Genomic DNA, 22851 nt, shown 5'->3' on the forward strand with positions numbered 1-22851 from the left:
GCGCCCGGCGGTCGTTAGCGTCGGTGCCATGCCGACCTTACGTATCGAACACCCGATCGTGGACTTCACGCTGTGGCGCCGCGCGTTCGACAGCTTCGCCGAGGCCCGCGACACGGCGGGCGTGCTGCGCCACCGTGTCATGCGACCGATCGACGACGAGCACTACGTCGCGGTCGACCTGGACTTCCCGACGGCGGAGGCCGCCGCGGCGTTCGAGCGGTTCCTGCGCACGACCGTGTGGGCCGACCCGCAGCGGTCACCCGCGCTCGTGGGCTCCCAGAGCACCAGGATCTTCGAGACCGACGACACCTGAGCCGGTGTCAGGACGGCCGGGCGTCCAGGGCCGCGACCCGGCGGCGGCCGGCCGTGCGCCGGTAGCTGGCGTCCAGCAGCTCGCCGATCTCGGCCCAGTCGGTGTCGCCGGTGAGGTCCACGCCGATCCAGCCGGCCGGCCCCAGGTATGCCGGGACGTAGCTGCGGGTGTCCTCCAGCAGCGCCTCGCGCTCGGCCGGGTCGACCAGCACGACCACCGAGTGCTCATGCTGCCGGTAGACGCCGTCGACCTTCACGGAGCCGCCGTAGTAGGCGAAGACCTTGGTCGTGTAGAACGCCGGATGCCCGTGGGAGATCTTCTCCGCGGCGTCCGGGAAGGCAAGGGCGAGCGCCCGCAGCCGGCCGAGGACGGGGTCGGCGTCGTCGAACATGATGGGATGCGCCACACCGAAGACCATAGCCACCCTCCATCCAGCGACCGCACCTGACCGAATCAGCTATCGACCGGGGTCAACACCGACCCCGGCCGTTACCTGCTTCCCAACGGTGAGGAGCACCTGATGCGCCAATCGCGCGTCGCCCTGCTCACGGCCGGCATCGTCGCCGCCGGAGCATTCGTCGTCCTACCGGTCACCGCCGGGCATGCGGACGTCGCGGGCCGGGTCGAGGTACCCGGTCTGCGCGGACCCGCCTCGGTGGTCCGTGACGTCGAGGGCGTCGCCCACATCCGGGCGACCAACCAGCACGACCTGTTCTTCCTGCAAGGCTGGGTGCACGCGGACGACCGCCTGTTCCAGATGGACGTGAGCCGCCGCCAGGGCTCCGGGACGCTCGCCGAGCTGCTCGGCACCGGCGCCCTGGCCGGCGACGTGCAGATGCGCACCATCGGGCTGCGGCGGGCGGCGGAGCGCAGCCTGCCCGCGCAGTCGCCGGAGGTGCGGGCCACGCTGCAGGCGTACGCGGACGGCGTCAACGCGTTCGCCGCCCGGCACGCGCCACCGCCGCAGTACGCCGCGCTGCAGCTGAGCAGGGTGGCGCCGTGGACACCGGTGGACAGCCTGGTCGTCATCAAACTGATCGCGTTCGGGTTGTCCTTCGACCTGGACATCGATCGGACGCTCACCGCGCAGGCGTACCGCGCGGCGGGCGCGCAGGCCGGTTTCGACGGCGTTGCCGCGGTGTCGCAGGACCTGTTCCGGTTCCAGCCGTTCTCGCCGGCGGCGGCGGTGCCCGACGCCACCGGGCGGCCAGCGGCCGACCCTCGACCACCGCGCCGGCGGCGGCCGGCGGTGGCGGCGGTGGCGGCGGCGGCGCCGAGGTTCCCGAGGCCGCGCTGCGGCTCGCCGCGGACTATCAGCGGCTGGCCGGGCAGGTGCCGGCCATCGCCGACGCGCTCAACCGCGAGGTCGACCACGGCTCCAACTCGTGGGTCATCGCCGGGCGGCACACCGCGACCGGCAGGCCGATCCTGGCCAGCGACCCGCACCTGGCCCTCGAGTCGCCGTCGGTGGCGTACCCGGTCGCGCTCAGCGGCGGCGGGTTCGACACCCAGGGCGACGGCTTCCCCGGCAGCCCGTACGTGATCCTCGGCGAGAACCGGACCGTCGCGTGGGGCGCCACGATGAACCCGCTGGACGTGACGGACACGTTCGTCGAGCGGATCCAGCGCGACGCCGGCTCCCCCAGCGGTCTGTCCACTGTGTACCAGGGCCGCCTCGAACACGTGCAGGCGGTCGACGAGACGTTCCGCGTCAACAGCCGCGCTGCGGGCCGCTCCGACGCGGTCGACGTCGTCCCGCCGGGCGGCGCGATCCCCGCGAAGACGTTCGTGGTGCCGCGGCGCAACAACGGCCCGCTGCTGTCGATGGACATGGCCGCCGGGACCGCGCTGTCGGTGCAGTACACCGGGTTCTCGCCGACGCGGGAGCTCGACGCGTTCCACCGCATCGACCTCGCCCGCAGCGTCGATGACTTCCGCGCCGCGCTGCAGTTCTTCGACGTCGGCTCGCAGAACTTCACCTACGCCGACGTCGACGGCCACATCGCGTACTTCACCAGCGGCGAGCTGCCGCTGCGCGAGGACCTGCAGGCGGGCGCGGTGCGCGGCAACCCGCCGTTCCAGCTGCGCGACGGCACCGGCGGCAACGAGTGGCTGCCGGTGCGCCAGCAGCCCAAGGACCAGGCCGTCGCGTTCGAGATCCTGCCGTTCGACGAGATGCCGCAGGTCGTCGACCCGGCCGCCGGCTACGTCGTGACCGCGAACAACGACCCGGCCGGCAACACCCTCGACAACGACCTGCTCAACCAGTTCCGGCGCGGCGGCGGCATCTTCTACCTCGGCGTGGTCTACGACGGTGCCCGTGCCGGCCGCGTCACGGACCTGCTGCGCGCGGCGACCGCCCGCGGCCGGATCACCATTGGCGACGTGCGGGACCAGCAGGCCGACGTGACCCTGCTCGACGCGCAGTTCTTCACCCCGTACCTCGTCGCCGCGCTGGACCGCGCCCGGCGCAGCGGCACACCCCAGCTGGCGGCGCTCGGCAACGACCCGCGGGTCGTCGAAGCGGTCGGCCGGTTCGCCCGGTGGCAGCACACGACGCCCACCGGCATCCCCGAGGGGTACGACGCCGCCGACCGTGACGGCAGGCTGGGCGCGCCGTCGCAGCGGGAGATCGAGGAGAGCGTCGGGGCCACGCTGTACGCGGTGTGGCGCGGCCAGTACATCCGCGGTGTCATCGACGCGCACCTGACGTTTCCGGTGCCGGTACCCGGCGACCGCGACTCGCTCAAGGCGATCAGGCAGCTGCTCGTCGACTTCGACGCCCGGCGCGGGGTCGGGCGGTCCGGGATCGACTTCTTCGCCGTGCCCGGCGTCGCCGACGCCGCGGACCGCCGGGACGTGCTGCTGCTGCGCGGCGTGGCCGAAGCGCTGGACCTGCTCGCGGGTGACGCGTTCGCGCCGGCGTTCGGCCGTTCGACGGACCAGCGCGCGTACCGATGGGGCAAGCTGCACCGGGCGACGCTGACCTCGCCGATCGGCGCCCCGTTCAGCGTGCCGTCGGCCGGCAACCCGTTCGGCACGCCGCTGCCGGGGCTGTCCGGCATCCCGGTCGACGGTGGCATGTACACCGTGGACGTCGCCAACCACAGCACGCGCGGCAACACCGCCGACGGGTTCCTGTTCCGGTTCGGGCCGGCCCGGCGGTTCGTGGCGCAGCCGTCGGCGCTGGGCATGCGGGCGGAGTCGTCCCTGGCAGGGCCGATCAGTGAGACCCTCGGCGAGCCGGCGAAGGTCGACCTGCTGCGCGGGTGGCTGACCAACGACACCTACCGGCTGCGGCTGCACCCGGCGGACCTGGCCGCCGGGACCGCCTCGGTGACGACGTTCGTCCCCGGGGCGCCGCTCGTAGTCCACCGGCGACAGGGGACCCCGGATCCACCGGGGTCCCCTGTTCGTGTCAGCGGCCTTCGACGTGGTCGGCGAGCTGGACCGCGATGCGGCGCAGGGCGCTGCTGAGGCGGTACTTGGCGGTGCCCTCGGGGATGCCGAGCGCCTCGCCGACCTCGCGGTAGGTCATGCCCTGGTAGTAGGCGAGCAGCACCGCCCGCCGGTGGCTGTCCGGCAGGTCGTTGACGGCCTTGCGGACCTGCTTGTGCGCCAGCGACGTCATCACCGCGTCCTCCACGTAGGGCAGGACGATGTCGGGTTCGGCGACGGCGTGGCGGTACTGCTCGCGGGTGCGCTGCCGGCGCAGCCAGTCGATGGCCCGCCGGCGGCCGATCATGCACAGCCAGCCGCGCAGCCGGGACCGGGACGCGTCGAAGCGTTCCGGGCGCTGCCACAGGTCGGCGAAGACCTCCTGCACGATGTCCTCAGCGGTGCCGGAATCCCTGGTGATGTGCAGTGCCAGCCCGTACACGGCGCCGGCGTGCGTGTCGTACGCCTCGGCGAGGGCGCTCTCACGCCCGGCCATCAGCGCGTCACGGATGCGCAGATCGTCGTCCTCCGGTGAGTCCCACACGTCAGTCACACCCCATCGTCGCGGCGACACCCAGGAAGTCGGCGGCGGCAGTGGCGTCACCGCCGACGGCCACGCCCGCCATGTCGTGCGTGGCCCTGCCCGCGACGAGCCGGCAGAACAGCTCGGCGGCCAGTGCCACCTCGCCCACGACGGTGCTGCCCGTGGTGGGCGTCGCCGCGGACAGCGCGACGAGGCGCTCGCCGCCGCCCGGGCCGGTCAGCGTCAGGCGGATCACCTGATGCGGCCTGCCCCGGCCGGCCGCATCCATCGCCCCCGGCAGCAGCCGCAGCGCGAAGTCCGCGATGTTGCGCAGCTGCCGCGGCGGCGGGGGCTCCGGCGGCAGTGCCAGCAGGCTCCTGACGTCGTCGGCGTGGATCCACGTCTCGAACGCCCGCTGCGTCAGCACCTCCCGCAGCGGCCTTCGCATCGGTACCCGTCCCGCCAGCGGAGCGGGCCGGTCCAGGGCGGGTGCCCGCACCGCGGCAACGGTGCGCACCAGCTCGTCGGCCTGCGACCGCCACTGCCGCCGCACGTCCACTGTGGACCCTTCGGGCCGGCCGCGCCGCACGATGCCGTCGCCGGCGCCCGTCGCGGCGGCGACCATGGTGTCGTTGGCCCGCAGGTGCGTCACCAGCGCGCGCACTGTGGCGTGCGGCCCGACCGGCCGCAGCCACAGCGGGGCGGCCAGCCCGCCGAGCAGCCGGTCGAACGCGGCGACCTGGGCGACGTACGGGGCGAGCAGCCCCTCGATCTCGGCGTCGCACGGCGGCCTGGCCGCACGGGCCGCCGCCAGCGCCCTGGCCCGCAGCTCCCGCGGTGGCCGCCGCTCGGCGATCTCCCCCACCCACTCGGCGGCGGTGCGCAGGCGGTCGGTCTCCGCGGCGCATCCGGTGCAGTGCGCCACGTGCCCGGCCACCGCCGCCCTGTCCTCATCGGAGCACGCATCCATGACGTACGCGCCGAGCAGGTCTACGGGATGGACCTCAGGCGTCATCCGGTACCTCCAGACTGAAGGCACGCCGCGGACCAGCTCAAGGGTATGCGTCGATGTGTCGACGTCCGGGCGCGCTCGCAGAGGGTGTTCGCCCGATCAAGCCGGCCGGACTGGCGCAGTGACCCAGGTCACATTTACCGTCCTCATGCATGCGTGCTGTTCAATGGGCGCCGTGATTCGGCGCGCCCGCGGGGTGTGCTGCTCGCGCTGGCCGGGTGCGCGGTCCTCGTGGGGATCTGGGCGGTGCCGGCCGCCGTCGCCGACCTCACCAGCGGGCCGCCCGGGGCGCCGCGGCGGGCGCGGGCGTGGTGCTCGTGCTGCGCGACCTCAGTGGCGGCGCGGACCTTCCCGAGCCGGCCTCCGCGACCTCGTGCACCCAGGGCATCCTGGCACCCGGCGCCTACCTGCGGCCGTGCGTGGCCGACCGCGACAATCTGCGGCTGGACGCGTTCACCCTGCCGGGCGGGCAGCAGGCCGGGTCGGTCACGCTGCCGCTGGGCGCTGCCGGCCAACGCCGGCCAGATGCTCACCGTCGCCCCGGGCGCCGTGGCCGCCTGGTCGCCGCGCCGTCGCAGCGTCTACGGCCTCGCCTGAGCGGCGCGACGCCCCACGGGCTGCGGCGGCGCGGGCGCGTCGGGCACCGAGCGGGCCACCAGCTTCGCGATCGCGGTGACCATCCGGCGCGGCCGGCGCGGCACCAGGTGCGCCGTCACCTGGTTGCCGAGGCCCGGCACCACGTAGGCGCGGTCGCGGTCCAGAGCGCGCGGCCCGGCCCGCACCACGGCCTCCGCCGTCATGAAGCGGCCCACGGCCGCCCGCTCGCCGACCACGTCGAAGAACTCGGTGCGGGTCGGGCCGGGGCACAGTGCGACGACCTTCACCCCGCGCCCGCGGTACTCCGAGCGCAGCGCCAGGCTGAAGTTGAGCACGAACGTCTTGCCGGCGGCATACGTGGCGAAGTACGGCGACGGCTGGAACGCCGCCGTCGACGCGACGTTGATGACGGCGCCCTGCCCACGCGCCAGCATGCCCGGCATGAGCGCCCGGGTCAGCCCGACCAGTGCCACCAGGTTGACCATGAGCTGGTCCTCGTCGCGCCCGTCGGGGATCTCCTCGAACCGCCCGGCCGTGCCGAAGCCGGCGTTGTTCACCAGGCCGACCGCGTCGCTGGAGCACGTCGCCGAGGCCGCCGGCGTGGCCCGCACGACGATCCACCGGCGGTTCGCCAACCGGCAGGCGCTGGTCGACGCGCTCGCCCTGGCCGCCGCCGCCCAGCTGCGCGACGCCGTCGACAGCGCCCACCCGGACACCGCGCCCCCGCTCGTCGCGCTGCACCAGGCCACCGCCAACGTGCTGCGGACCAAGCGCAGCTGGCGCTTCGCCCTGGAGCAGGCGGACATCCCCGGCTCGGCCGCGTTCGCCGACCAGGTGGCGCTGGCCCAGCGCTGCGTCGAGCTGCTCGGCCGCGCCCGCGACCAGGGCGTCCTCGCCCCCGACGCCGACCTGGACGGGACCCGCCGGGTGTTCTACGCACTGATCGGCGAGGCCATCCACGGCCACACGTTCGACGGCACCGGCGAGCCCGAGGCGGACCCGGACACGCTTGCCAGCCGGATCGTCGACACCCTGCTGCACGGCGCCGGCCCACGATCGTAGTCCGACACCCGGTCCGACCACCGCGCCGATCGGACGATCCGCCGGTTCCAGCGATTGACAGGCCGGGCACCGGTGCCGACCCTGAGCGGGCCCTAGCAGTCACCGTGCCTCTTGGAGTCCGCCGCAGATGTCGTACCGCCGCCGCCTGGGCTCCGTCGCCGCGCTGCTGGGTGCCGTCCTGCTGTGGGTCGCGCCGGACGTGTCGGCGGGCAGTGCCGCGGCAACCCGTGCCGTCACCGGCGTCTCCCTGGTCAACGCCGCGACCGGCCGCCCGCTGCTCGGCCTCTCCCCGCTCACCGACGACACCGTGCTCGACCCCGCCCCCGTGCCGTTGACCCTCCGCGCCGATGTCGCCGCCCGTCCGGGCAGCGTCACGTTCACACTGACCGGCGCTCACGGCACCCGCACCACGCACACCGACGCGCGGGCGCCGTACCTCTGGCCGCTGCCGAGCACACCGGACGCCTACACCCTGACCGTCCAGGCCTCCACCGGCGGCGCCCCGCTGTCCGTCCGCTTCACGGTCGCCGCGACCGCCACCGCCGCCGCGCCCCTGGACGTGCTGTTCGTCGGCAACAGTCTGCTCGGCACCGTCAACCACGGCAGCGGCGAGGACACCCCCGCGCTGGTGCGCCACCTGGCCTCCGCCGCCGGCCGTACGCTCAACGTCACCGAGGTCATCCACTCCGGCTACACGCTGCGCCAGACCTGGGACGACGGCCTGGTCGCCACCGCGCTCGGCGGCGCCCGGCGGTACGACGCCATCGTGCTGCAGGAGTACAGCACCCTGCTCGCCACCAACCCGGCCGCGGCCGGGCACACCCTGCTCGACCTGTACGCCCCGACCTTCGCCCGCGCCCTGAAGCCGGGCGGCCGCGTGGTGCTGTTCAAGAACTGGGCCCTGGTCGACCCGTCCCCGTTCCCCACCCGCGCCGCCGCGACATCAGCGATCGACACCAACGCCGCGGCCCTGTCGGCGGCACTGTCGGCGGCCCTGCGCACCCCTCACGTGATCGCCCCGATCGGCGACGCGTTCGAGACGCTCATCGCGGCCCACGGCGCGTCGTACCTCATCACCCCGGACGGCAAGCACCCCAACGACACCGCCGTCTACCTGGACGCCGTCACCCTGTACGGCATCCTCTGCCGCGACTCCCCGCGCACCCTGCCGGACCTGTACCTGCCATCCCCCACAGCCACGGAACTCCGCGCCGTCGCCGCCACCGCGATCGGCTACTGAACCCCGGAGGTGAAGTCGCGCAGGAGGGTGGTGAGGTGGGACGGCTGGTCCAGCGGTATCAGGGTGTAGCTGTCCTGCACCACGGCCAGGCGGCCCCGCGGGAGCAGTGCGGCCAGGCGATGACCGTGGGCGGGTGGCATGACGCGGTCGCCGGCGGCCCAGATCACCAGGGCGGGGCGGTCGAAGGTGGGCAGGGCCTGCGCGGTGCGGGTCAGCAGGGCGCGGTCGGCGAAGGTGGCGCGCAGGGCCCGGACCGTGTCCGCGGCGATGCCCGGCACGTCGAGGACGGGACGGATCCAGCGGGCGGTGGTGGCGTCGCCGCGCTTCGTCAGGCGGCCGAAGGCGAGTGGCAGGCGGCGCATGGGGCGCAGGCGCATCTGCTGCATGAACAGGCGGAAGGCGGCGGGCGGGAGCTTCGCGGTGAGGGCGAGGGTGCGGCCGGTCAGGCCCGGCGGGAGGTTGTCGAACGCTTCGCAGGAGACCAGGGCCAGGCGGGAGACGCGCTTGGACGCGGCCGGGTCGGCGGCGATCAGCTGGGCGATCGCGCCGCCGGTGTCGTTGCCGACGAGGGTGACGTCGTGCAGGTCGAGGCGGTCGATGAGCTCGTTGACCAGCCGGGCGACGCCGGGCAGGGACAGGTCGGTGCCGGGCCGGACGGGGTGGCGGTGGGCGCCGAGTGGCAGGGTCGGGACCACGCAGCGGTGGCCCGCCAGGCCGGGCAGGACGGCGTCCCAGAGGGAGCCGTCCATCAGCAGCCCGTGCAGCAGCAGCACGACGGGTCCGGTGCCGCCGGTGTCCTGGTGGTCGATGGTTCCCGCGGACAGTTCGATGCCGGCCATGCGGCAAGTGAACCACATGGTTCACATTGTGCCTAGACGTCGGCGGCGGCCTCCTCGCGTTCCAGGGCGCGCAGCAGGGCGGTGAGGCCCGCCTCGACGGAGGCCGGGTCGGCGCCGATGACCCGGTTGAGCAGCAGGCCGCGCAGCGTGGCGAGGATCAGCTCGGCGACCTCGCGGCGGCGCCGGTCGGACCATTGCGGCGGGCACAGGGCCAGCAGCGGCGGCAGGTACTGCTCCGTCGCCTCGCGGCCGAACTTCGAGTACCGGGCGGGGTCGTACATCGCCAGGCCCGTGGACTGCTCCAGCACCCGGTGCCCGGAGCGCGGGTCGACCAGGACCGGCCACAGCGCCTGGATGCGCGACGCGAGGGTGCCCCGGGCGGGCTGCAGCGCCGCGGCCGCCATGCTGTTGTCGATGCGCCGGGCGCGCAGCTGGTCCACCGCCTGGACGAGCAGGTCGTCGGCGCCGTCGAAGTAGTACAGCAGGACCTTGTGGGTGGTGCCCGCGGCCCGGGCGGCCCGCCGCAGCGAGAAGTCGACGAGGCCGTGCTCCGCGAGGTCCTCGGTGACCAGGTCCAGCAGGGCACGCCGCCGCGCCTCGCCGCGGGCCGAGCCCGCCGAGCGCCGGTACCCCTTGCCGTCCGTCTCCATCCTTGAAGCATCGCAGGCGGCGGGCCGCGCTGAGGATCGCTCACGCGGCCGGCAGCACGCGAGCGATCCGGATCGTGGTCGCGGTGCCGCCGGCCGCGGCGTAGGCGACGCTGCCGTCGGCGTAGGCCTTGAACGCCTGGTACGCGTGGTCCTTCGCGTCGATCGTGAACGTGCCGCCGACGGTCTTGCCGGCGCCGGTGTCGTACACCTGCGCGGTCATCGCCGAGCCCGACTCCCACGCCAGCAGCATCCGGGTGGCGCCGTAGGCGACCAGGTGCGGATGTGCCGTCTTCGCCCCTGTGGTGACGCGCGTGTCGGAGGCGCCGGTCGTGAAGTGCTCGAGGCGGGCCGTGCCGCCCTGGCTCCACGCGGTCCAGTACCCCTTGGTCTGTGCGAGGACCAGGTCGCCGCCGAACAGGGTGCCGTCGCAGGTACCGGAGGCGACGGTGCGGTACGGGTTCGGCTGCGCGATGCGGCACGCGTTGTCGGTGGCGCAGACCATCGCGAAGCGCTTGACCCGCGGGTCCCAGGCGATGCGCGTCGTCCAGCTGTGGCTGCACCCGACCTCGAAGCTGTCGTGGCCGGGGACCGGCGCGCCGCCGGGCCCGACGACCTGCATGCGGTCGCCCTCGTGGATGTCGACGCACGCGCCGTTCTTCACCGTGATGGCGACGCCGAAGTACGCCGCGTAGTTGGTGCCGTCGTACGCGAGGCGGCCGTGGTGCTGATACCACCAGATGAACCGGGCGCCGTCGTCGTAGCCGGTGCGGCCGCCGCTGAGGTTCGTCACCTGCCGCTCCCACACCTGCTGCCCGGCGTTGTCGAACCGGATCATGTGCATGGTGTTGCACGGGCTGGACGAGCCGCCGCACAGGGTGCCGCCGCCGCAGGAGCCCTTGCGGGTGAGCAGCAGGACCCCGCCGTCGGCATCCGCCTGCACGTCCTGCAGGTCGATGCCGGTGAAGCTGGTCGGGGTACCGGTGAGCTTGTCGTCGCAGCCGAGCCGGCCGAGGTGGACCTTGCCGTCGGTGCCCAACCACGCCAGCCACGAGCCGCCGTCGGGCCGGGCGGCGATCGCCATCGGCAGCGGGTCGGTGTCGCCCTCGCGGCCGTAGCCGGTGACCCGGGCGCCGATGGTGACGTCGGTGACCTTCACGGCCGGCTTGGCACCGACGGGCCGGGCGCACGGCCCGGCGGTGGCCGGCGACGCGGAGGCCGAGGCGGGCGCGGACCCGGACGGGCCCACGCCCGCGACGCCCGATGACGTACCGTCGGCGGGCAGGCCCGCCTGCTGCGCGCGGGCCTGCGGCGTCGTATCGTCCCCGCCGCCCCCCGTCACGAAGTAGACCGTCGCGGCGAGTGCGAGGGCGGCCGTCGTACCGGCGAAAACGCCCACAATCAGGCGGCGCCGCGCGTTCGGGTCCATGGTGGGTCCACACATCCATGCGTCGAGGGGTTGCCGGGGAGGAGTCAACCGCCCGAAATCCTTTTCGGCAACCGATGTGACGGCGCATGGGGAACTCTTCACGAAGACGAAAGGCTCCGCAAAGAGATCGTCACAGCGGCGGGTCCTCGCCGACGAGCCCGTCGACCGCCTCGCGCAGCAGGTCGGCGTGGCCGACGTGGCGGGCGTACTCGTCGTGCAGGTCCACCAGGAGTCGCCGCAGGTTCGGCGCCACGCCGTTGTCGTCCCGGCGGTACTTGGCCGGCTGGTCCAGTCCGCCGTCGGCGAGCGCCGCCGCCATCGCGGCCCGGGAGTGCTCCACCGCGCCCTGCCACAGGCCGTAGAGGTACTCGGGCGTGTCGTCGGCGGCGCTGCGCCACTGCCAGTCGAAGTCGGTCCTCGCCTCGGGGGCGTCCAGCGGCGGGCCGGGCGCCTCGCCCGTGTAGTCGATCGTGTACAGCTCCTCCACCAGTGCCATGTGCTTGAGCAGCCCGGCGAGGGTCAGCGTCGACGGCGGCTGCGGGCGGCGCAGCCCCGCCGCGTCCAGGCCGCCGGTCTTCCAGGCGAACTGGGCACGGGATCGTTCGAGGGCGAACAGCAGCATCTCGGTCTCGCCGGCGGTCGCCGACGGCTCGTTCAGGAAGGCCATGGCGGTCACGATAAGCTCGGTTCCGGACGGTTCGCGTCCGGAAAGGACCTGCCGTGGACTCCGGTGTCAGTCCCGCGGCCCGGGCGTTGCTCGCGCTCGAGGTCATCCAGGCCAGCCCCGGCATCACCGCCGACCGGCTCGCCGCCAAGCTCGACGTGTCGGAGCGGGCCGCCCGGCGCTCCGTCGGCGTGCTGCGCGAGGCCGGCATCCCGATCGAGTCGGTCCGCGGGCCTTACGGCGGCTACCGCGTCGGCCGGGGGCTGCGGCTGCCGCCACTGACGTTCACCGCCGCGGAGGCGCTCGGCCTGGTCATGGCGGTCCTCGACGGGCACCACGACGCGAGCGACCCGGCGAGCCCGGTCGGCGGCGCCCTCGGCAAGATCGTGCGGGCGCTGCCGGAGCGCGTCGCCGCCCAGGCCGAGGCGGTGCGGCGGGCGACCGCGCCCGCACCGGACCGCGCCGCGGCGCGCCCCGATCCGCAGATCACGGCCACGCTCGTGGGGGCCTGCGAGGACCTGCAGCGCCTGAGGGTGTGGTACCGCGCCGAGTCCGGCAACCAGTGGGACGCCGAGGTCGACCCCTGGGCGGTCGTCGTGCGGCACGGGCGGTGGTATCTGGTGTGCTGGTCGCACGGGTCCGGCGGGCGCCGGGCGTACCGCATCGACCGTGTCCGGCAGGTCGAGGTGCTCGACGCCGGATTCGAGCGGCCCGCGCCGTTCGACCCGGTCGAGGTCCTCGAGGAGCACCTCGCGGTCGGCTGGGAGTACACCGCCGAGGTGATCATCGACGCGCCGATGGACACGGTGGCGCCGTGCGTACCCCGGACGCTGGGGAAACTCGAAGCACTCGACGCCCGCACGTGCCGCCTCGTGGGCTCGACCGGCAACCCGTGGTGGTATGCCGAGCAGCTCGCCGCGCTCCCGGCCGCGTTCCGGATCGCCGGCGGTCCGGAGCTCCGGCACACCGCGCGGGTCGTCGGCCAACGGCTCCTGCGTGCCTCGGGAGTCTCCTTGGATGATCAGGAATCAAGAAGCACCGGCGACGCCACAGCCACTAGCGTGGACGGCGTCGCATCGCAGAGGGGTAGGCCATGAACCACGAGTTGATCCGGGTGCAGGGTGCGCGCGTCAACAACCTCAAGGACGTCAGCATCGAGATCCCGAAGCGTCAGCTGACGGTCTTCACCGGCGTCTCCGGCTCGGGCAAGAGCTCGCTGGTGTTCGGCACGATCGCCGCGGAGTCGCAGCGGCTGATCAACGAGACCTACAGCACCTTCGTGCAGGGGTTCATGCCGACGCTCGCCAGGCCCGACGTGGACGTCCTCGAGGGGCTCACCACCGCGATCATCGTCGACCAGCAGCGGATGGGCGCCGACCCGCGCTCCACCGTCGGCACCGCCACCGACGCCAACGCGATGCTGCGCATTCTGTTCAGCCGGCTCGGCCAGCCGCACATCGGCTCGCCGCAGGCGTTCTCGTTCAACGTCGCATCGATCAGCGGCGCCGGCGCGGTCACCGTGAAACGGGCCGGGCAGACCATCAAGGAGCGTCGCAGCTTCAGCATCACCGGCGGCATGTGCGCCCGCTGCGAGGGTCGCGGCAAGGTCAACGACATCGATCTTTCCCAGTTGTACGACGACAGCAAGTCCCTCAGCGAAGGCGCGCTCACGATTCCCGGCTACAGCATGGACGGCTGGTTCGGGCGCATCTTCAGCGGCAGCGGCTACTTCGACATGGACAAGCCGATCCGCAAGTACACCAAGCGGGAGCTGCACGACCTGCTGCACAAGGAGCCGACGAAGATCAAGGTCGACGGGATCAACCTGACGTACGAGGGGCTGATTCCGAAGATCCAGAAGTCGATGCTGTCCAAGGACGTCGACGCGTTGCAGTCGCACGTGCGCGCGTTCGTGGAGCGGGCGGTGGTGTTCGCGGTCTGCCCGGAGTGCGGCGGCACCCGCCTGAGCGAGGAGGCCCGCTCCTCGAAGATCGACGGCAGGAACATCGCCGACGCGTGTTCGATGCAGATCACCGACCTGGCCGAGTGGGTCGGCGGCCTCGATGCGTCCTCCGTCGCGCCGCTGGTCGCCGCGCTGCGGCACACCTTGGAGTCGTTCGTGGAGATCGGGCTGGGGTACCTGTCGCTGGACCGGCCGTCGGGCACGCTGTCCGGCGGTGAGTCGCAGCGGGTCAAGATGATCCGGCACCTCGGCTCGCCGCTCACCGACGTCACGTACGTGTTCGACGAGCCGACCATCGGCCTGCACCCGCACGACATCCAGCGGATGAACGACCTGCTGGTGCGGCTGCGGGACAAGGGCAACACGGTGCTGGTCGTGGAGCACAAGCCGGAGGCCATCGCGATCGCCGACCACGTCGTCGACCTCGGCCCCGGCGCCGGGTCGGCGGGCGGGACGGTGTGTTTTGAAGGGTCTTTGGAAGGGCTGCGATCCAGCGGTACGGTCACCGGCCGGCACCTCGACGACCGGGCCTCCTTGAAGAAGACCGTGCGGAAGCCGGCTGGGGCTCTGCAGGTCCGCGGCGCGAACACGCACAACCTGCACGACGTCGACGTCGACATCCCGCTCGGGGTGCTGTGCGTGGTCACCGGCGTGGCGGGCTCCGGCAAGAGCTCGCTGGTGCACGGCTCGATCCCGTCCGGTTTCGACGTGGTGTCGGTCGACCAGGGCCCGATCCGCGGGTCGCGGCGTTCCAGCCCGGCGACGTACACGGGCCTGCTCGAACCGATCCGCAAGGCGTTCGCGAAGGCCAACGGCGTGAAGCCGGCGCTGTTCAGCTTCAACTCCGAGGGCGCCTGCCCCAACTGCAACGGCAACGGCGTCATCTACACCGACCTGGTCGTGATGGCGGGCGTGGCGACCGTGTGCGAGGTGTGCGAGGGCAAGCGCTTCGAGGCCTCCGTGCTGGAGCACCACCTGGGCGGTCGCGACATCAGCGAGGTCCTGGCGATGCCGGTGAGCTCGGCGCTGCCGTTCTTCGGCCCGGGCTCGCAGGCGCACACCCCGGCGGCGCATGCCGTCCTCGGGCGGCTCTCGGATGTCGGGCTCGGGTATCTCAGCCTCGGCCAGCCCCTGACGACGCTGTCCGGCGGTGAGCGGCAGCGGCTGAAGCTGGCGACCCACATGGCGGACAAGGGCGGGGTGTACATCCTGGACGAGCCGACCGCGGGGCTGCACCTGGCGGACGTCGAGCATCTGCTCGGGCTGCTCGACCGGCTGGTCGACGCCGGGAAGTCCGTCATCGTCGTCGAGCACCACCAGGCGGTCATGGCGCACGCCGACTGGATCATCGACCTCGGGCCGGGGGCCGGGCACGACGGCGGGCGGGTCGTGTTCCAGGGGACGCCGGCGGATCTGGTCGCCGACAAGTCGACGTTGACCGGCTCGCATCTCGCGGCGTACGTCGCCCGCTGACGATTTCTTGTCGGTGCCCGTCACTACAGTGGCGGGCATGGACGACGAGGACCTGTTGGTGTTCACGCCCGCGTGGCGCAAGGTGTTCATCCCACGCCGCGGCGGAGCGCCCGGGCCCGCGTTGAAGCACGACAAGGCCCGGGGCGCCGGGCTCATCGACGCGGCACAGCACGCGATCGGGACCCGGCTCGCGCACCCTGACAGCGACCCAGCCCTCGCCGAGGCCGGGCTGGAATATCTCGCCGACCCGGCGACCGGCCCGGCCGCCGGCGCCGGCGTCGTCACCGCGGTGGTCTCGTTCCACCTGGCGTGGACCAACACGGCGCGGCTGGCCTGGCTCGCCGACCTGTGGATCGCCACGCGGGGCGTCGTGTTCGCCGCCGAGGCGACCGTTTCGGCGGTCGGGCTGGACGTCGGCGGCCACTCGCACAACGGCAGGGCCATCCCGCCCCGCCTGCTGCGGCGCACGACCGGCGGCTGGGGCTTCTTCCCGCACTGGGTCGCGCTCGCCGGGCGGGTGCGGGCCGCCCTCGCCGTCGCCTCCGACGACGACCACGCGGCGGCCGTCGCCGTGCTGCAGGCTCACCGGGCGCAGTCGCCGCAGCACCGCCTGGCGACCTCGTTCCTGGTGCCCGGCCGGCGGTCATGGGTCGACGAGGACTGCGCGGCCCTGGCCGGCGGCACCGATCAGTATCTGTCCAAGCTGGCGTGGTGCACGGCCAGCACCGCCGAGCACCTGGCCCAGGTCGCGCCGTCCAGCTCCTGGTGGCTGATCCGTGACGCCGAGGCCCTCGCCACCGCCGTCGACGGCGCCGGCACGGCGGTGACGCCGCATCTCCTCGAATGGCTGGACCTCGGCCACGCCGACGCCGAATCCCAGCAGCGGATCGTCGGCATGCTCGCCCAGTTCCCGACCGACGAGGCGTTCGCCGCGCTGGTCGCCCGCCTCGACCGCAAGTATGTGCCGCTGGCCGCGCTCGACGCGGCCCGCCGCTTCCCGCGCCGTGCGCTGCGCCTCCTTGCCGCCGACGACGCCCGGGCAGCCCGCGACATGCTGCGGGTCCATGTGCTGGCCAACCGGGATCTCGTCGCCGAGGAGCTGCCGGCGCTGCCCCATGCCGCGCGGGAGCGGGTCGAGGCGATCCTGGCCGATCTCAGCGTCGTGCCGGAGGCGCCGGCGTCGGCGCTGCCGGAGCTGCTCGTCACGCCGCCGTGGACGGTGCGACGGCGGCAGGCCTCGCCACCGGTCGTCGCCGGTCTCACGTGCACGGCGGCGCCCGTCATCCGCTGGGCGCCCGGCGAGCGCGACGCCTGGGCCGCCATGCGGGCCCGCCCCGCCGACTGGTGGGCCCTGGAGACGTCGATCGAGCAGGCGGCCGAGCACTACCGGGCCGGCGACCTGCTGGGCCACCACGAGGTCACGCTCATGCTGACCGCCCCCGACGACCTCGTGGCGCGGCTGCTGCCGGGCTGGCGGCCGAAGCGGATCTGGGACGGCCCGCAGTGGTTCCCGCAGCTGGTCGCCCGCTTTGAGCTCGCCGCACTGCCGGCCGCCCTGCACCTCGCCGCCGCGGAACCGGCGTCGTGCACGGAGCTGCTGCTGCCGTTCGCGGCCCCCGAGGTCGCCACGCACATGGCCGGCGCGCTGATGCGGCTGAAGTCGCTGCGCAGCCTCGTCATGGCGTGGTTCGACCGGCACCCGGCGGATGCCGCCCTGGCACTGGTCCCGGCGGCGCTCGGCCCGTCCGGCCCCGCCCGGCGCGCGGCCGAGGAGTCCCTGCGGATGATCGCGGTCCGGCACCGCGCCGAGGTGCTCGCCGCCGCGGCCGCGTATGGTCCCCCGTCGGCCGCCGCGCTGGAGACGCTGCTCGGCGGCAGCTCGCTGCAGACGCTGCCGGCGAAGATCCCCGACCTGCCGGCGTGGGCCGACCCGAGCCTGCTGCCGCGCATCCTGCTCAAGGACCGCACCGCCGCCCTCGGCAACGACGCGACCCGGCACCTGTGCACGATGCTGGCCATCTCCAGGCCGGGCGAGGTGTATGCCGGGGTGCCGGTGGTCCTCGACGTGGTCGACCGGCGCTCGCTCGCCGAGTTCGCGTGGGCGATGTTCACGCAGTGGCAGGCGGTCGGCGCCCCGCCGAAGGAGCCGTGGCCGCTGCACGCGCTGCAGTGGCTCGGCGACGACGACACCGTCCGCCGGCTGTCCCCGGTCATCCGCGCGTGGCCCGGCGAGGGCGGCCACGCCAAGGCCGTCACCGGTCTCGACGTCCTCGCCGGGATCGGCTCCGACCTCGCGCTGACGCACCTGAGCGGCATCGCCCAGAAGGCCAAGTTCAAGGGCCTCAAGGAGCGGGCCACGGAGAAGGTCGCCGAGGTCGCCGCCAACCTCGGCCTGACCGCCGACCAGCTCGCCGACCGCCTCGTGCCCGACCTCGGCCTCGACCCGACCGGCACGCTGCGCCTGGACTACGGTCCACGCCAGTTCGTGGTCGGCTTCGACGAGCAGCTCAAGCCATACGTCACCGACGCCACCGGCGCCCGCCGCAAGGACCTGCCGAAGCCGGGCGCCCGCGACGACCAGGACCTCGCGCCGGCGGCGTATGCGCGGTTCGGCGCCCTGAAGAAGGACGTGCGCACGATCGCCGCGGACCAGATCCACCGCCTGGAAGCCGCGATGGTCAGCCGGCGCCGGTGGACGGCCTCGTCATTCCACGACCATCTGGTCACACACCCACTGCTGGGCCACATCGTGCGACGCCTGGTGTGGACCGCCCACGTCGACAGCACGGTGGCGACGGTTGCGTTCCGGGTCGCCGAGGACGGCACGTATGCCGACCCGTCCGACGACACCTACGAGCTGCCTTCCGGCGCCACGGTCGGCCTTGCCCACCCCCGGCTGCTCGCCGACCAGCTCAGCGCGTGGGCCTCGGTGTTCTCCGACTATGAGATCCTCCAGCCGTTCGCGCAGCTCGGCCGTCGCGTGGAGGCGCTGACCGCCGAGGAGCGGGCGTCGACCGAGCTCACCCGGTTCGCCGGTCTGAAGGTGCCGACGACGACGCTGCTGGGTCTCGAGCGTCGCGGCTGGCAGCGCGGCACCCCACAGGACGCGGGCGTCCAGGGCTGGATCTGGCGCCCCGTCCCCGCCGGCCGCGCGGTCGTCATCGACCTCAACCCGGGCATCCCGATCGGCGCCCATAGCTACGCCCCCGACCAGGAGATCACCACCATCTGGCTCAACGACCGCCCGTGGGGCGACTGGCTCCCCCGGCAGCTGACCCGGACCTTCGGCGAGCTCGACGACGTCACCGCCTCGGAGATGCTCCGCGACCTGACCGACATCCTCGGCCTGTAAACGGTGGCCAACCGTCGGCGCGATGGTCGATCTACGCACCGGCAACCCGCGCTGCCTGCATGTCAACGTTTCGGCGCATCGATCCAGACCTTCGTGCCGGGAGTCGCCGGAGGATTTCGCCGGGTGACCCGTCATGGGCGGGTCGCCTGGCGTGGGACGCACCGGTCTTCCCGGCGGGCCGGCGCCATCGACCCTGTGTCCTACGTTCCAGGTTCTCCACCGCCGAATTGAGCCTCAGCATCCGGCGAGCCAGGCACGGTGTTCGTTCGGCGCCTTCCGGAGACCGACCGGGACGCGGGGGCGGCGGCAGGAGTAGACGAATGCGGGTGGCACGTTGGCCCAGACGGTCCGGCCGACGACGACCTCCTCGAACCGGTCGTCCAAGGATCGTCGCAGCCGGCGGGCCGGAGGGGTCCACCGCGTGTGGATGTAGGCGAATGTCGTGAACGCGCCGTGCGGGGCGAGGCTGTCGGTGACGGCGCCGAGCAGGTCGTCCTGCAGGCTCGGCGCGAACGCGGCCCATGGCAGGCCGCTGACGATGGCGTCCGCGTGGTGGTGGCCGCGCACCGCCAGCACCTCACGGAGGTTGCGGGCGTCGGCCACGGCGACGTCGACCTGCGGGTAGCGATCGGTCAGCCGTTCCGCGAAGCGTTTGTTGATCTCGATGGCCAGGTGGTGACCGCGGCCGGCGAGCCGTTGCTGGATGCCTGCGGTGAACGCGCCGGTGCCGGGGCCGAGTTCGACGACCAGTGGGGCGCCGGTGCCCGGCACGGTGGCGGTGACCATGCCGGTCAGCGGCGCACCGCTCGGTGTGACGGCGGCGACGGTGAGCGGGGCACGGAGAAACTCGCGCAGGAAGGTGGCGCGGTCGCGGGCGTTCGCGGATCGTGCGGTCGACGCTGATCCTGCGGCTCGGGGCTCGATGTCGGCAATCGCGGTCATGGTGCGGCGCTCCTTCGGACGGTCCGATCGGCAGGACGGCGAGGTCGGCGGTGCGGGCACGGCCCTGCCTGGGGCCGGGCTGCCTCGTTGGAGGGCGGCTGTCACCGGTCCGGCCCCGCCCCCAGGACCCGGGGCACGGCACCTGGGCAGCGGTCACCGGTCCGACGTCGCGCCCAGGACCCGGGAGCGGCGTCTGGGGCGGCTGTCACCGGTCCGGCGCCGCGTCCAGGACCCGGGGCGCGGCGTCTGGGGCGGCTGTCACCGGTCCGGCGCCGCGTCCAGGACCCGGGCGAGCCAGTCGGTGCGGGTGCGGCGCGCCGCGGCCGAGACCCGCGCCTGCGGGTAGAGCGCGTCGAATCCGTGGAAGCCGCCGGCCCAGACGTGCAGCTCGGCCTGGCCGCCGGCGGCCCAGATGCGGGTGGCGTAGTCGACGTCCTCGTCGCGGAAGACCTCCGCGGTGCCGGCGTCGATGTAGGTGGTCGGCAGGCCGGTGAGGTCGTCGGCGAGCGCGGGCGAGACGTAGCTGGACACGTCGCCGTCGGCACGGTCGCCGAGCACCGATCGCCAGCCGAACTCGTTCATCTCCCGGGTCCAGACACCAGGCCCGCCGGAGTACTGCCGGCTGGACGTGGTGACGTTGCGGTGGTCCAGCATGGGGCAGATGAGCACCTGGGCGGCGATTGCCGGGGTGCCGCGGTCGCGGGCCATCAAGGTGACTCCGGCGGTGAGGCCACCGCCGGCGCTCGTGCCCGCGACGATGATGCGGTCAGGGTCGACGCCGAGTTCGTCGGCGTGCTCGACGGTCCACAGCAGGCCCCGGTAGCAGTCGTCGACCAGGGTCGTGCCGGTGGCCTCAGGGGCCAGCCGGTAGTCCACCGAGACGACGACGGCGCCGAACCGGTCGAGCCACTCCAGTGGGATGTCGATCTGCGAGAACCGGTCCCCCATGACCATCCCGCCGCCGTGCATCCAGTAGATGCACGGCGCCGGCGTGGCCCGGTCGGTCCTTGCGGGGCTGAAGATCGACAGTGGCAGGTCCGGGCCGGCGATGGTGATCTCACGCCGGTCGATCGCGCGGCCCTCGAGGAGGGGTTCGATCGGCATCGAGGAGTAGGGGCGGACCTGCGCGAGGACCTCGGCGTTGAGTTCGGGCACCAGCGGCACCTCGGCCAGGAGCGCATCCAGCTCGGGGTCGGTATCGGGTCGGGCGGGCGTCGCAGCCATCATGGGTTCCTTTCCTCGGCGTGCTGTCGGTTGATCAGGAAGTGACCGGCTGAACCGGGGTCAGAAGGCGGCCTTGCCGCCGACCGGGATCTCGTCGACGTACTGGGACTCGCCGGCGAGCAGCGGCTGAAGCTTCGCGACCAGCGCCTTCGCCTCCTCGGAGGCGAAGAACGTGCTGTGCGCCTCCTGGCTGGTCCAGCCCTCGGTGACGTGGACGATGTCGCTGTTGCCGGCCGAGCGGCCGACCAGGAAGACGACGCAGTCCTCGTTCGGCAGCGACGGCGCGTTGAGCAGCAGCTCGATCAGCTCGTCACCCTTGCCGGGGCGCGCGGTCATCGTGGCGTGAAAGCCGTGGTTGATCGCCATGGTGGCGTTACCTCCTCATTCGTGGAGCAGTCACGTGCTCCCAGGACTTCGATGAACTCATCAAAACACTGCTACCAGCAGAAACGTTAGAACGATGCTGTCATGCTCTTGCCTGTTCCTACCGCTGCGGCGAGTATCGGTGCAGTGGTCGCCTCGTTCCGCCGGCTTGTCGCGGCTCCACGTTGGGCGTCGGCGTGACCGCGACAGCGCGGGGGCTCGCCGCCGGGTACGACCCACAGCATCTGGCCGGCGCGGGACGAGACGCCGAGCTTCGGGTAGATCCGGTAGAGGTGGGCGCCGACGGTGCGGTGCGAGCCATCAGCACGCCGCTGTTGTTCGCCGCCAACCTGGGCATGGCCGCCGTCGTCTGCCTGTGGTGGCTGTACTTCGACATGACGTCGCTCGCGGCGAGCACCGGCTCGTCGAAGCGCGCGGGCAGGCCAGGGTCAACCTGGCCGTCGAGGCCTATACGTACGTGAGAGCGAGCCGCTGGGCGTCTTCTCCACAGTGCCGCTCTTCGGCGGCTTTGCGCTGTGCCTCGGAAAGCAAGGCCGTGGTCGGCCGGTACTCCAAGGTGCTGGGTCAGAGTTGGACGACGCGGCCGGTGCGGGGGGCGGTGCGGCCGGCGAGGACGTCGAGCCAGGCGTCCCGCAGGGCGGCGGGGCCGGTGCCGGCTTCGATGTCGACCCAGGCGGTGACGACTGCGGCGAAGCGGTGCCAGGCTTCGCTGAAGCGGGCGTCGAGGCCGTCGCGGCCCCAGTCGGTGGTGCGTTTGCGCATCTGGGTCGGGGCGAAGAAGACCTCGCCGGCGGCTTCGGCGTTGGGGACCTGGTTGGTGAGGCCGACAGCCACGTCGCGCACGAGGTGGGCGCCGAAGTGCTCGCGCACCGCGGCTCTGGTGGCGGCGGCGCCGGACAGGTCGAGGTAGGCGGTGGGGGCGACGTCGAGGGTGGTGACGGCGTCGTACGGCACGACCTGGTCGTAGCAGCCCAGGGACTCGGTGAAGGCGACGTTGCCCGGTGAGGTCAGGCCGATCAGGCGCGGGCCGCGGCCGTGCAGCTCGAAGGCGGCGGCGTAGGCGGTCTTGCTCGACGCGGAGGACAGCAGCAGCTGCGATGCGCCGTAGCAGGAGTTGTCGAGGAACTGGTCGGCGAGCATGAACGAGGTGAAGAACAGCGGGCGGAACAGGATCAGCAGGTCTTCCTGGCCGGCGCGGTAGGCGGCGTCGCCGGTGGTCAGCCGGTAGGCGTTGTACGGCGTAGGCAGCTCGGCGCGGTGCGGGGCACCGTCGCGGAAACCGGTGTGGTCGACGCGCACGGGGCGCACCACCACGTGGCTGGCGGGCGGGAGGTAGCCGTAGACGCGCTGTCCCGCCTCGACCCCTTGTACCGTGGACGCCGCCACCTCGGCGAAACCCCACAGGGGCACGAGACCCTGCTCGGCGGGGAGACCGCGCGGCGAGGGCGGGAAGAACTCCCAGTAGCGCATCGACTCGCCGAGCACCGCGTAGGTGACGTTGTTGGCGGTCATGCCGACGCGGTCCACGCGCAGCAGCGCCTCACCGTCGGCGAGGTCGGGCAGCGGGCCTTCGACGAGGGTGGTCTGTGCGAGGTCGTCACGGGCGACGGCGAAGGTCCAGGCGGCGGGCATGGCGCGAGGCTAGGCGCCGGTTGGGCGCCGGGCAACGGCGCGCCGGGTGACATGTGCCATCGCCGGGCACCGGCGCGGTGCGGCCGCACACCGGCAAACGCCCTGGTGGGCGAGGTG

At 73.1% G+C, this 22851-nt stretch carries 20 protein-coding genes and 1 pseudogene; 9 read left to right on the forward strand and 12 right to left on the reverse strand.

Annotation, left to right across the window (positions count from 1 at the left end; genetic code table 11):
• The first annotated feature begins 28 nt into the window (after positions 1-28).
• Positions 29-313, forward strand: a complete 285-nt coding sequence (locus OHA72_RS41990; RefSeq protein WP_327001655.1) for a hypothetical protein — start codon at positions 29-31, stop codon at positions 311-313.
• Positions 314-320: 7 nt separating this feature from the next.
• Here the strand turns inward: OHA72_RS41990 and OHA72_RS41995 are convergent, their stop codons facing one another.
• Positions 321-719, reverse strand: coding sequence for an MmcQ/YjbR family DNA-binding protein (locus OHA72_RS41995; protein WP_327001656.1), 399 nt, complete (start codon positions 717-719; stop codon positions 321-323).
• A 114-nt stretch (positions 720-833) separates the two neighbouring features.
• Between OHA72_RS41995 and OHA72_RS42000 the strand changes: the two are divergent.
• Together OHA72_RS42000 and OHA72_RS42005 are read left to right on the forward strand one after the other, a co-directional pair.
• Positions 834-1358, forward strand: a pseudogene (locus tag OHA72_RS42000) (penicillin acylase family protein); the annotation flags it as partial.
• 287 nt (positions 1359-1645) lie between these two features.
• A complete protein-coding gene (locus OHA72_RS42005; protein WP_327001657.1) occupies positions 1646-3790 on the forward strand; it encodes a penicillin acylase family protein in 2145 nt (714 codons plus the stop codon).
• On the opposite strand, the gene OHA72_RS42010 is transcribed toward OHA72_RS42005, so the two are convergent.
• The 3 genes from OHA72_RS42010 to OHA72_RS42020 all read right to left on the reverse strand — a co-directional run bounded on the left by OHA72_RS42010 (position 3732) and on the right by OHA72_RS42020 (position 6440).
• Complete coding sequence (locus tag OHA72_RS42010) at positions 3732-4304, reverse strand: RNA polymerase sigma factor (RefSeq protein ID WP_327001658.1); 573 nt, start codon at positions 4302-4304, stop codon at positions 3732-3734. The two genes, OHA72_RS42005 and OHA72_RS42010, sit on opposite strands and share 59 nt — an antisense overlap.
• Positions 4297-5289 (reverse strand): maleylpyruvate isomerase family mycothiol-dependent enzyme, encoded by a 993-nt coding sequence (locus tag OHA72_RS42015; RefSeq protein WP_327001659.1) that lies wholly within the window; start codon positions 5287-5289, stop codon positions 4297-4299. The genes OHA72_RS42010 and OHA72_RS42015 overlap by 8 nt, the downstream gene beginning before the upstream one ends.
• 578 nt (positions 5290-5867) lie before the next feature.
• Positions 5868-6440: an SDR family NAD(P)-dependent oxidoreductase gene (locus OHA72_RS42020; RefSeq protein ID WP_327001660.1), complete on the reverse strand. Its 573-nt coding sequence runs from the start codon at positions 6438-6440 to the stop codon at positions 5868-5870.
• Between OHA72_RS42020 and OHA72_RS42025 the strand changes: the two genes are divergently transcribed.
• Together OHA72_RS42025 and OHA72_RS42030 are read left to right on the forward strand one after the other, a co-directional pair.
• Complete coding sequence (locus tag OHA72_RS42025) at positions 6433-6945, forward strand: TetR family transcriptional regulator (protein ID WP_327001661.1); 513 nt, start codon at positions 6433-6435, stop codon at positions 6943-6945. The two genes, OHA72_RS42020 and OHA72_RS42025, sit on opposite strands and share 8 nt — an antisense overlap.
• A 127-nt stretch (positions 6946-7072) precedes the next feature.
• Entirely contained in the window at positions 7073-8185 is a 1113-nt protein-coding gene (locus OHA72_RS42030) for a hypothetical protein (RefSeq protein WP_327001662.1), read from the forward strand.
• Here the strand turns inward: OHA72_RS42030 and OHA72_RS42035 are convergent.
• The 4 genes from OHA72_RS42035 to OHA72_RS42050 form a co-directional block, all read right to left on the reverse strand.
• On the reverse strand, positions 8179-9024 hold the full coding sequence (locus tag OHA72_RS42035) for an alpha/beta fold hydrolase (protein WP_327001663.1): 846 nt from the start codon (positions 9022-9024) through the stop codon (positions 8179-8181). The genes OHA72_RS42030 and OHA72_RS42035 overlap by 7 nt on opposite strands.
• Positions 9025-9056: 32 nt before the next feature.
• Entirely contained in the window at positions 9057-9674 is a 618-nt protein-coding gene (locus OHA72_RS42040; protein ID WP_327001664.1) for a TetR/AcrR family transcriptional regulator, read from the reverse strand.
• A 40-nt stretch (positions 9675-9714) separates the two neighbouring features.
• Positions 9715-11100 carry a hypothetical protein gene (locus tag OHA72_RS42045; RefSeq protein ID WP_327001665.1) on the reverse strand — a complete coding sequence of 462 codons (1386 nt, stop codon included), beginning with the start codon at positions 11098-11100 and terminating at the stop codon, positions 9715-9717.
• A gap of 130 nt (positions 11101-11230) precedes the next feature.
• Complete coding sequence (locus OHA72_RS42050; protein WP_327001666.1) at positions 11231-11767, reverse strand: mycothiol transferase; 537 nt, start codon at positions 11765-11767, stop codon at positions 11231-11233.
• Between the two features lie 53 nt (positions 11768-11820).
• Between OHA72_RS42050 and OHA72_RS42055 the strand changes: the two genes are divergently transcribed.
• From OHA72_RS42055 to OHA72_RS42065, 3 genes are read left to right on the forward strand one after another with little or no spacing between them, the layout of a single operon-like run.
• On the forward strand, positions 11821-12861 hold the full coding sequence (locus OHA72_RS42055; RefSeq protein WP_327001667.1) for a helix-turn-helix transcriptional regulator: 1041 nt from the start codon (positions 11821-11823) through the stop codon (positions 12859-12861).
• Positions 12858-15200 (forward strand): ATP-binding cassette domain-containing protein, encoded by a 2343-nt coding sequence (locus OHA72_RS42060; RefSeq protein WP_327001668.1) that lies wholly within the window; start codon positions 12858-12860, stop codon positions 15198-15200. Before OHA72_RS42055 ends, OHA72_RS42060 begins: the two co-directional genes overlap by 4 nt.
• Before the next feature lie 37 nt (positions 15201-15237).
• Positions 15238-18552, forward strand: a complete 3315-nt coding sequence (locus tag OHA72_RS42065) for a DUF4132 domain-containing protein (RefSeq protein ID WP_327001669.1) — start codon at positions 15238-15240, stop codon at positions 18550-18552.
• Positions 18553-18786: 234 nt separating this feature from the next.
• Here OHA72_RS42065 and OHA72_RS42070 read toward each other — a convergent pair whose 3' ends face one another.
• From OHA72_RS42070 to OHA72_RS42080, 3 genes are all read right to left on the reverse strand, one after another.
• Positions 18787-19494 carry a class I SAM-dependent methyltransferase gene (locus OHA72_RS42070; protein WP_327001670.1) on the reverse strand — a complete coding sequence of 236 codons (708 nt, stop codon included), beginning with the start codon at positions 19492-19494 and terminating at the stop codon, positions 18787-18789.
• A 258-nt stretch (positions 19495-19752) separates the two neighbouring features.
• Positions 19753-20718 carry an alpha/beta hydrolase gene (locus OHA72_RS42075; RefSeq protein ID WP_327001671.1) on the reverse strand — a complete coding sequence of 322 codons (966 nt, stop codon included), beginning with the start codon at positions 20716-20718 and terminating at the stop codon, positions 19753-19755.
• 60 nt (positions 20719-20778) lie between these two features.
• Positions 20779-21084 (reverse strand): putative quinol monooxygenase, encoded by a 306-nt coding sequence (locus OHA72_RS42080; RefSeq protein WP_327001672.1) that lies wholly within the window; start codon positions 21082-21084, stop codon positions 20779-20781.
• 194 nt (positions 21085-21278) lie between these two features.
• Here OHA72_RS42080 and OHA72_RS42085 point away from each other — a divergent pair, with 194 nt between their 5' ends.
• Positions 21279-21563, forward strand: coding sequence for a hypothetical protein (locus tag OHA72_RS42085; protein WP_327001673.1), 285 nt, complete (start codon positions 21279-21281; stop codon positions 21561-21563).
• A gap of 103 nt (positions 21564-21666) precedes the next feature.
• On the opposite strand, the gene OHA72_RS42090 is transcribed toward OHA72_RS42085, so the two are convergent.
• Positions 21667-22734, reverse strand: a complete 1068-nt coding sequence (locus OHA72_RS42090; protein ID WP_327001674.1) for a DUF2855 family protein — start codon at positions 22732-22734, stop codon at positions 21667-21669.
• Between the last annotated feature and the right edge of the window lie 117 nt (positions 22735-22851).

It is taken from the genome of Dactylosporangium sp. NBC_01737 (assembly GCF_035963215.1).
In the GTDB taxonomy this organism is placed as follows: Bacteria; Actinomycetota; Actinomycetes; order Mycobacteriales; family Micromonosporaceae; genus Dactylosporangium.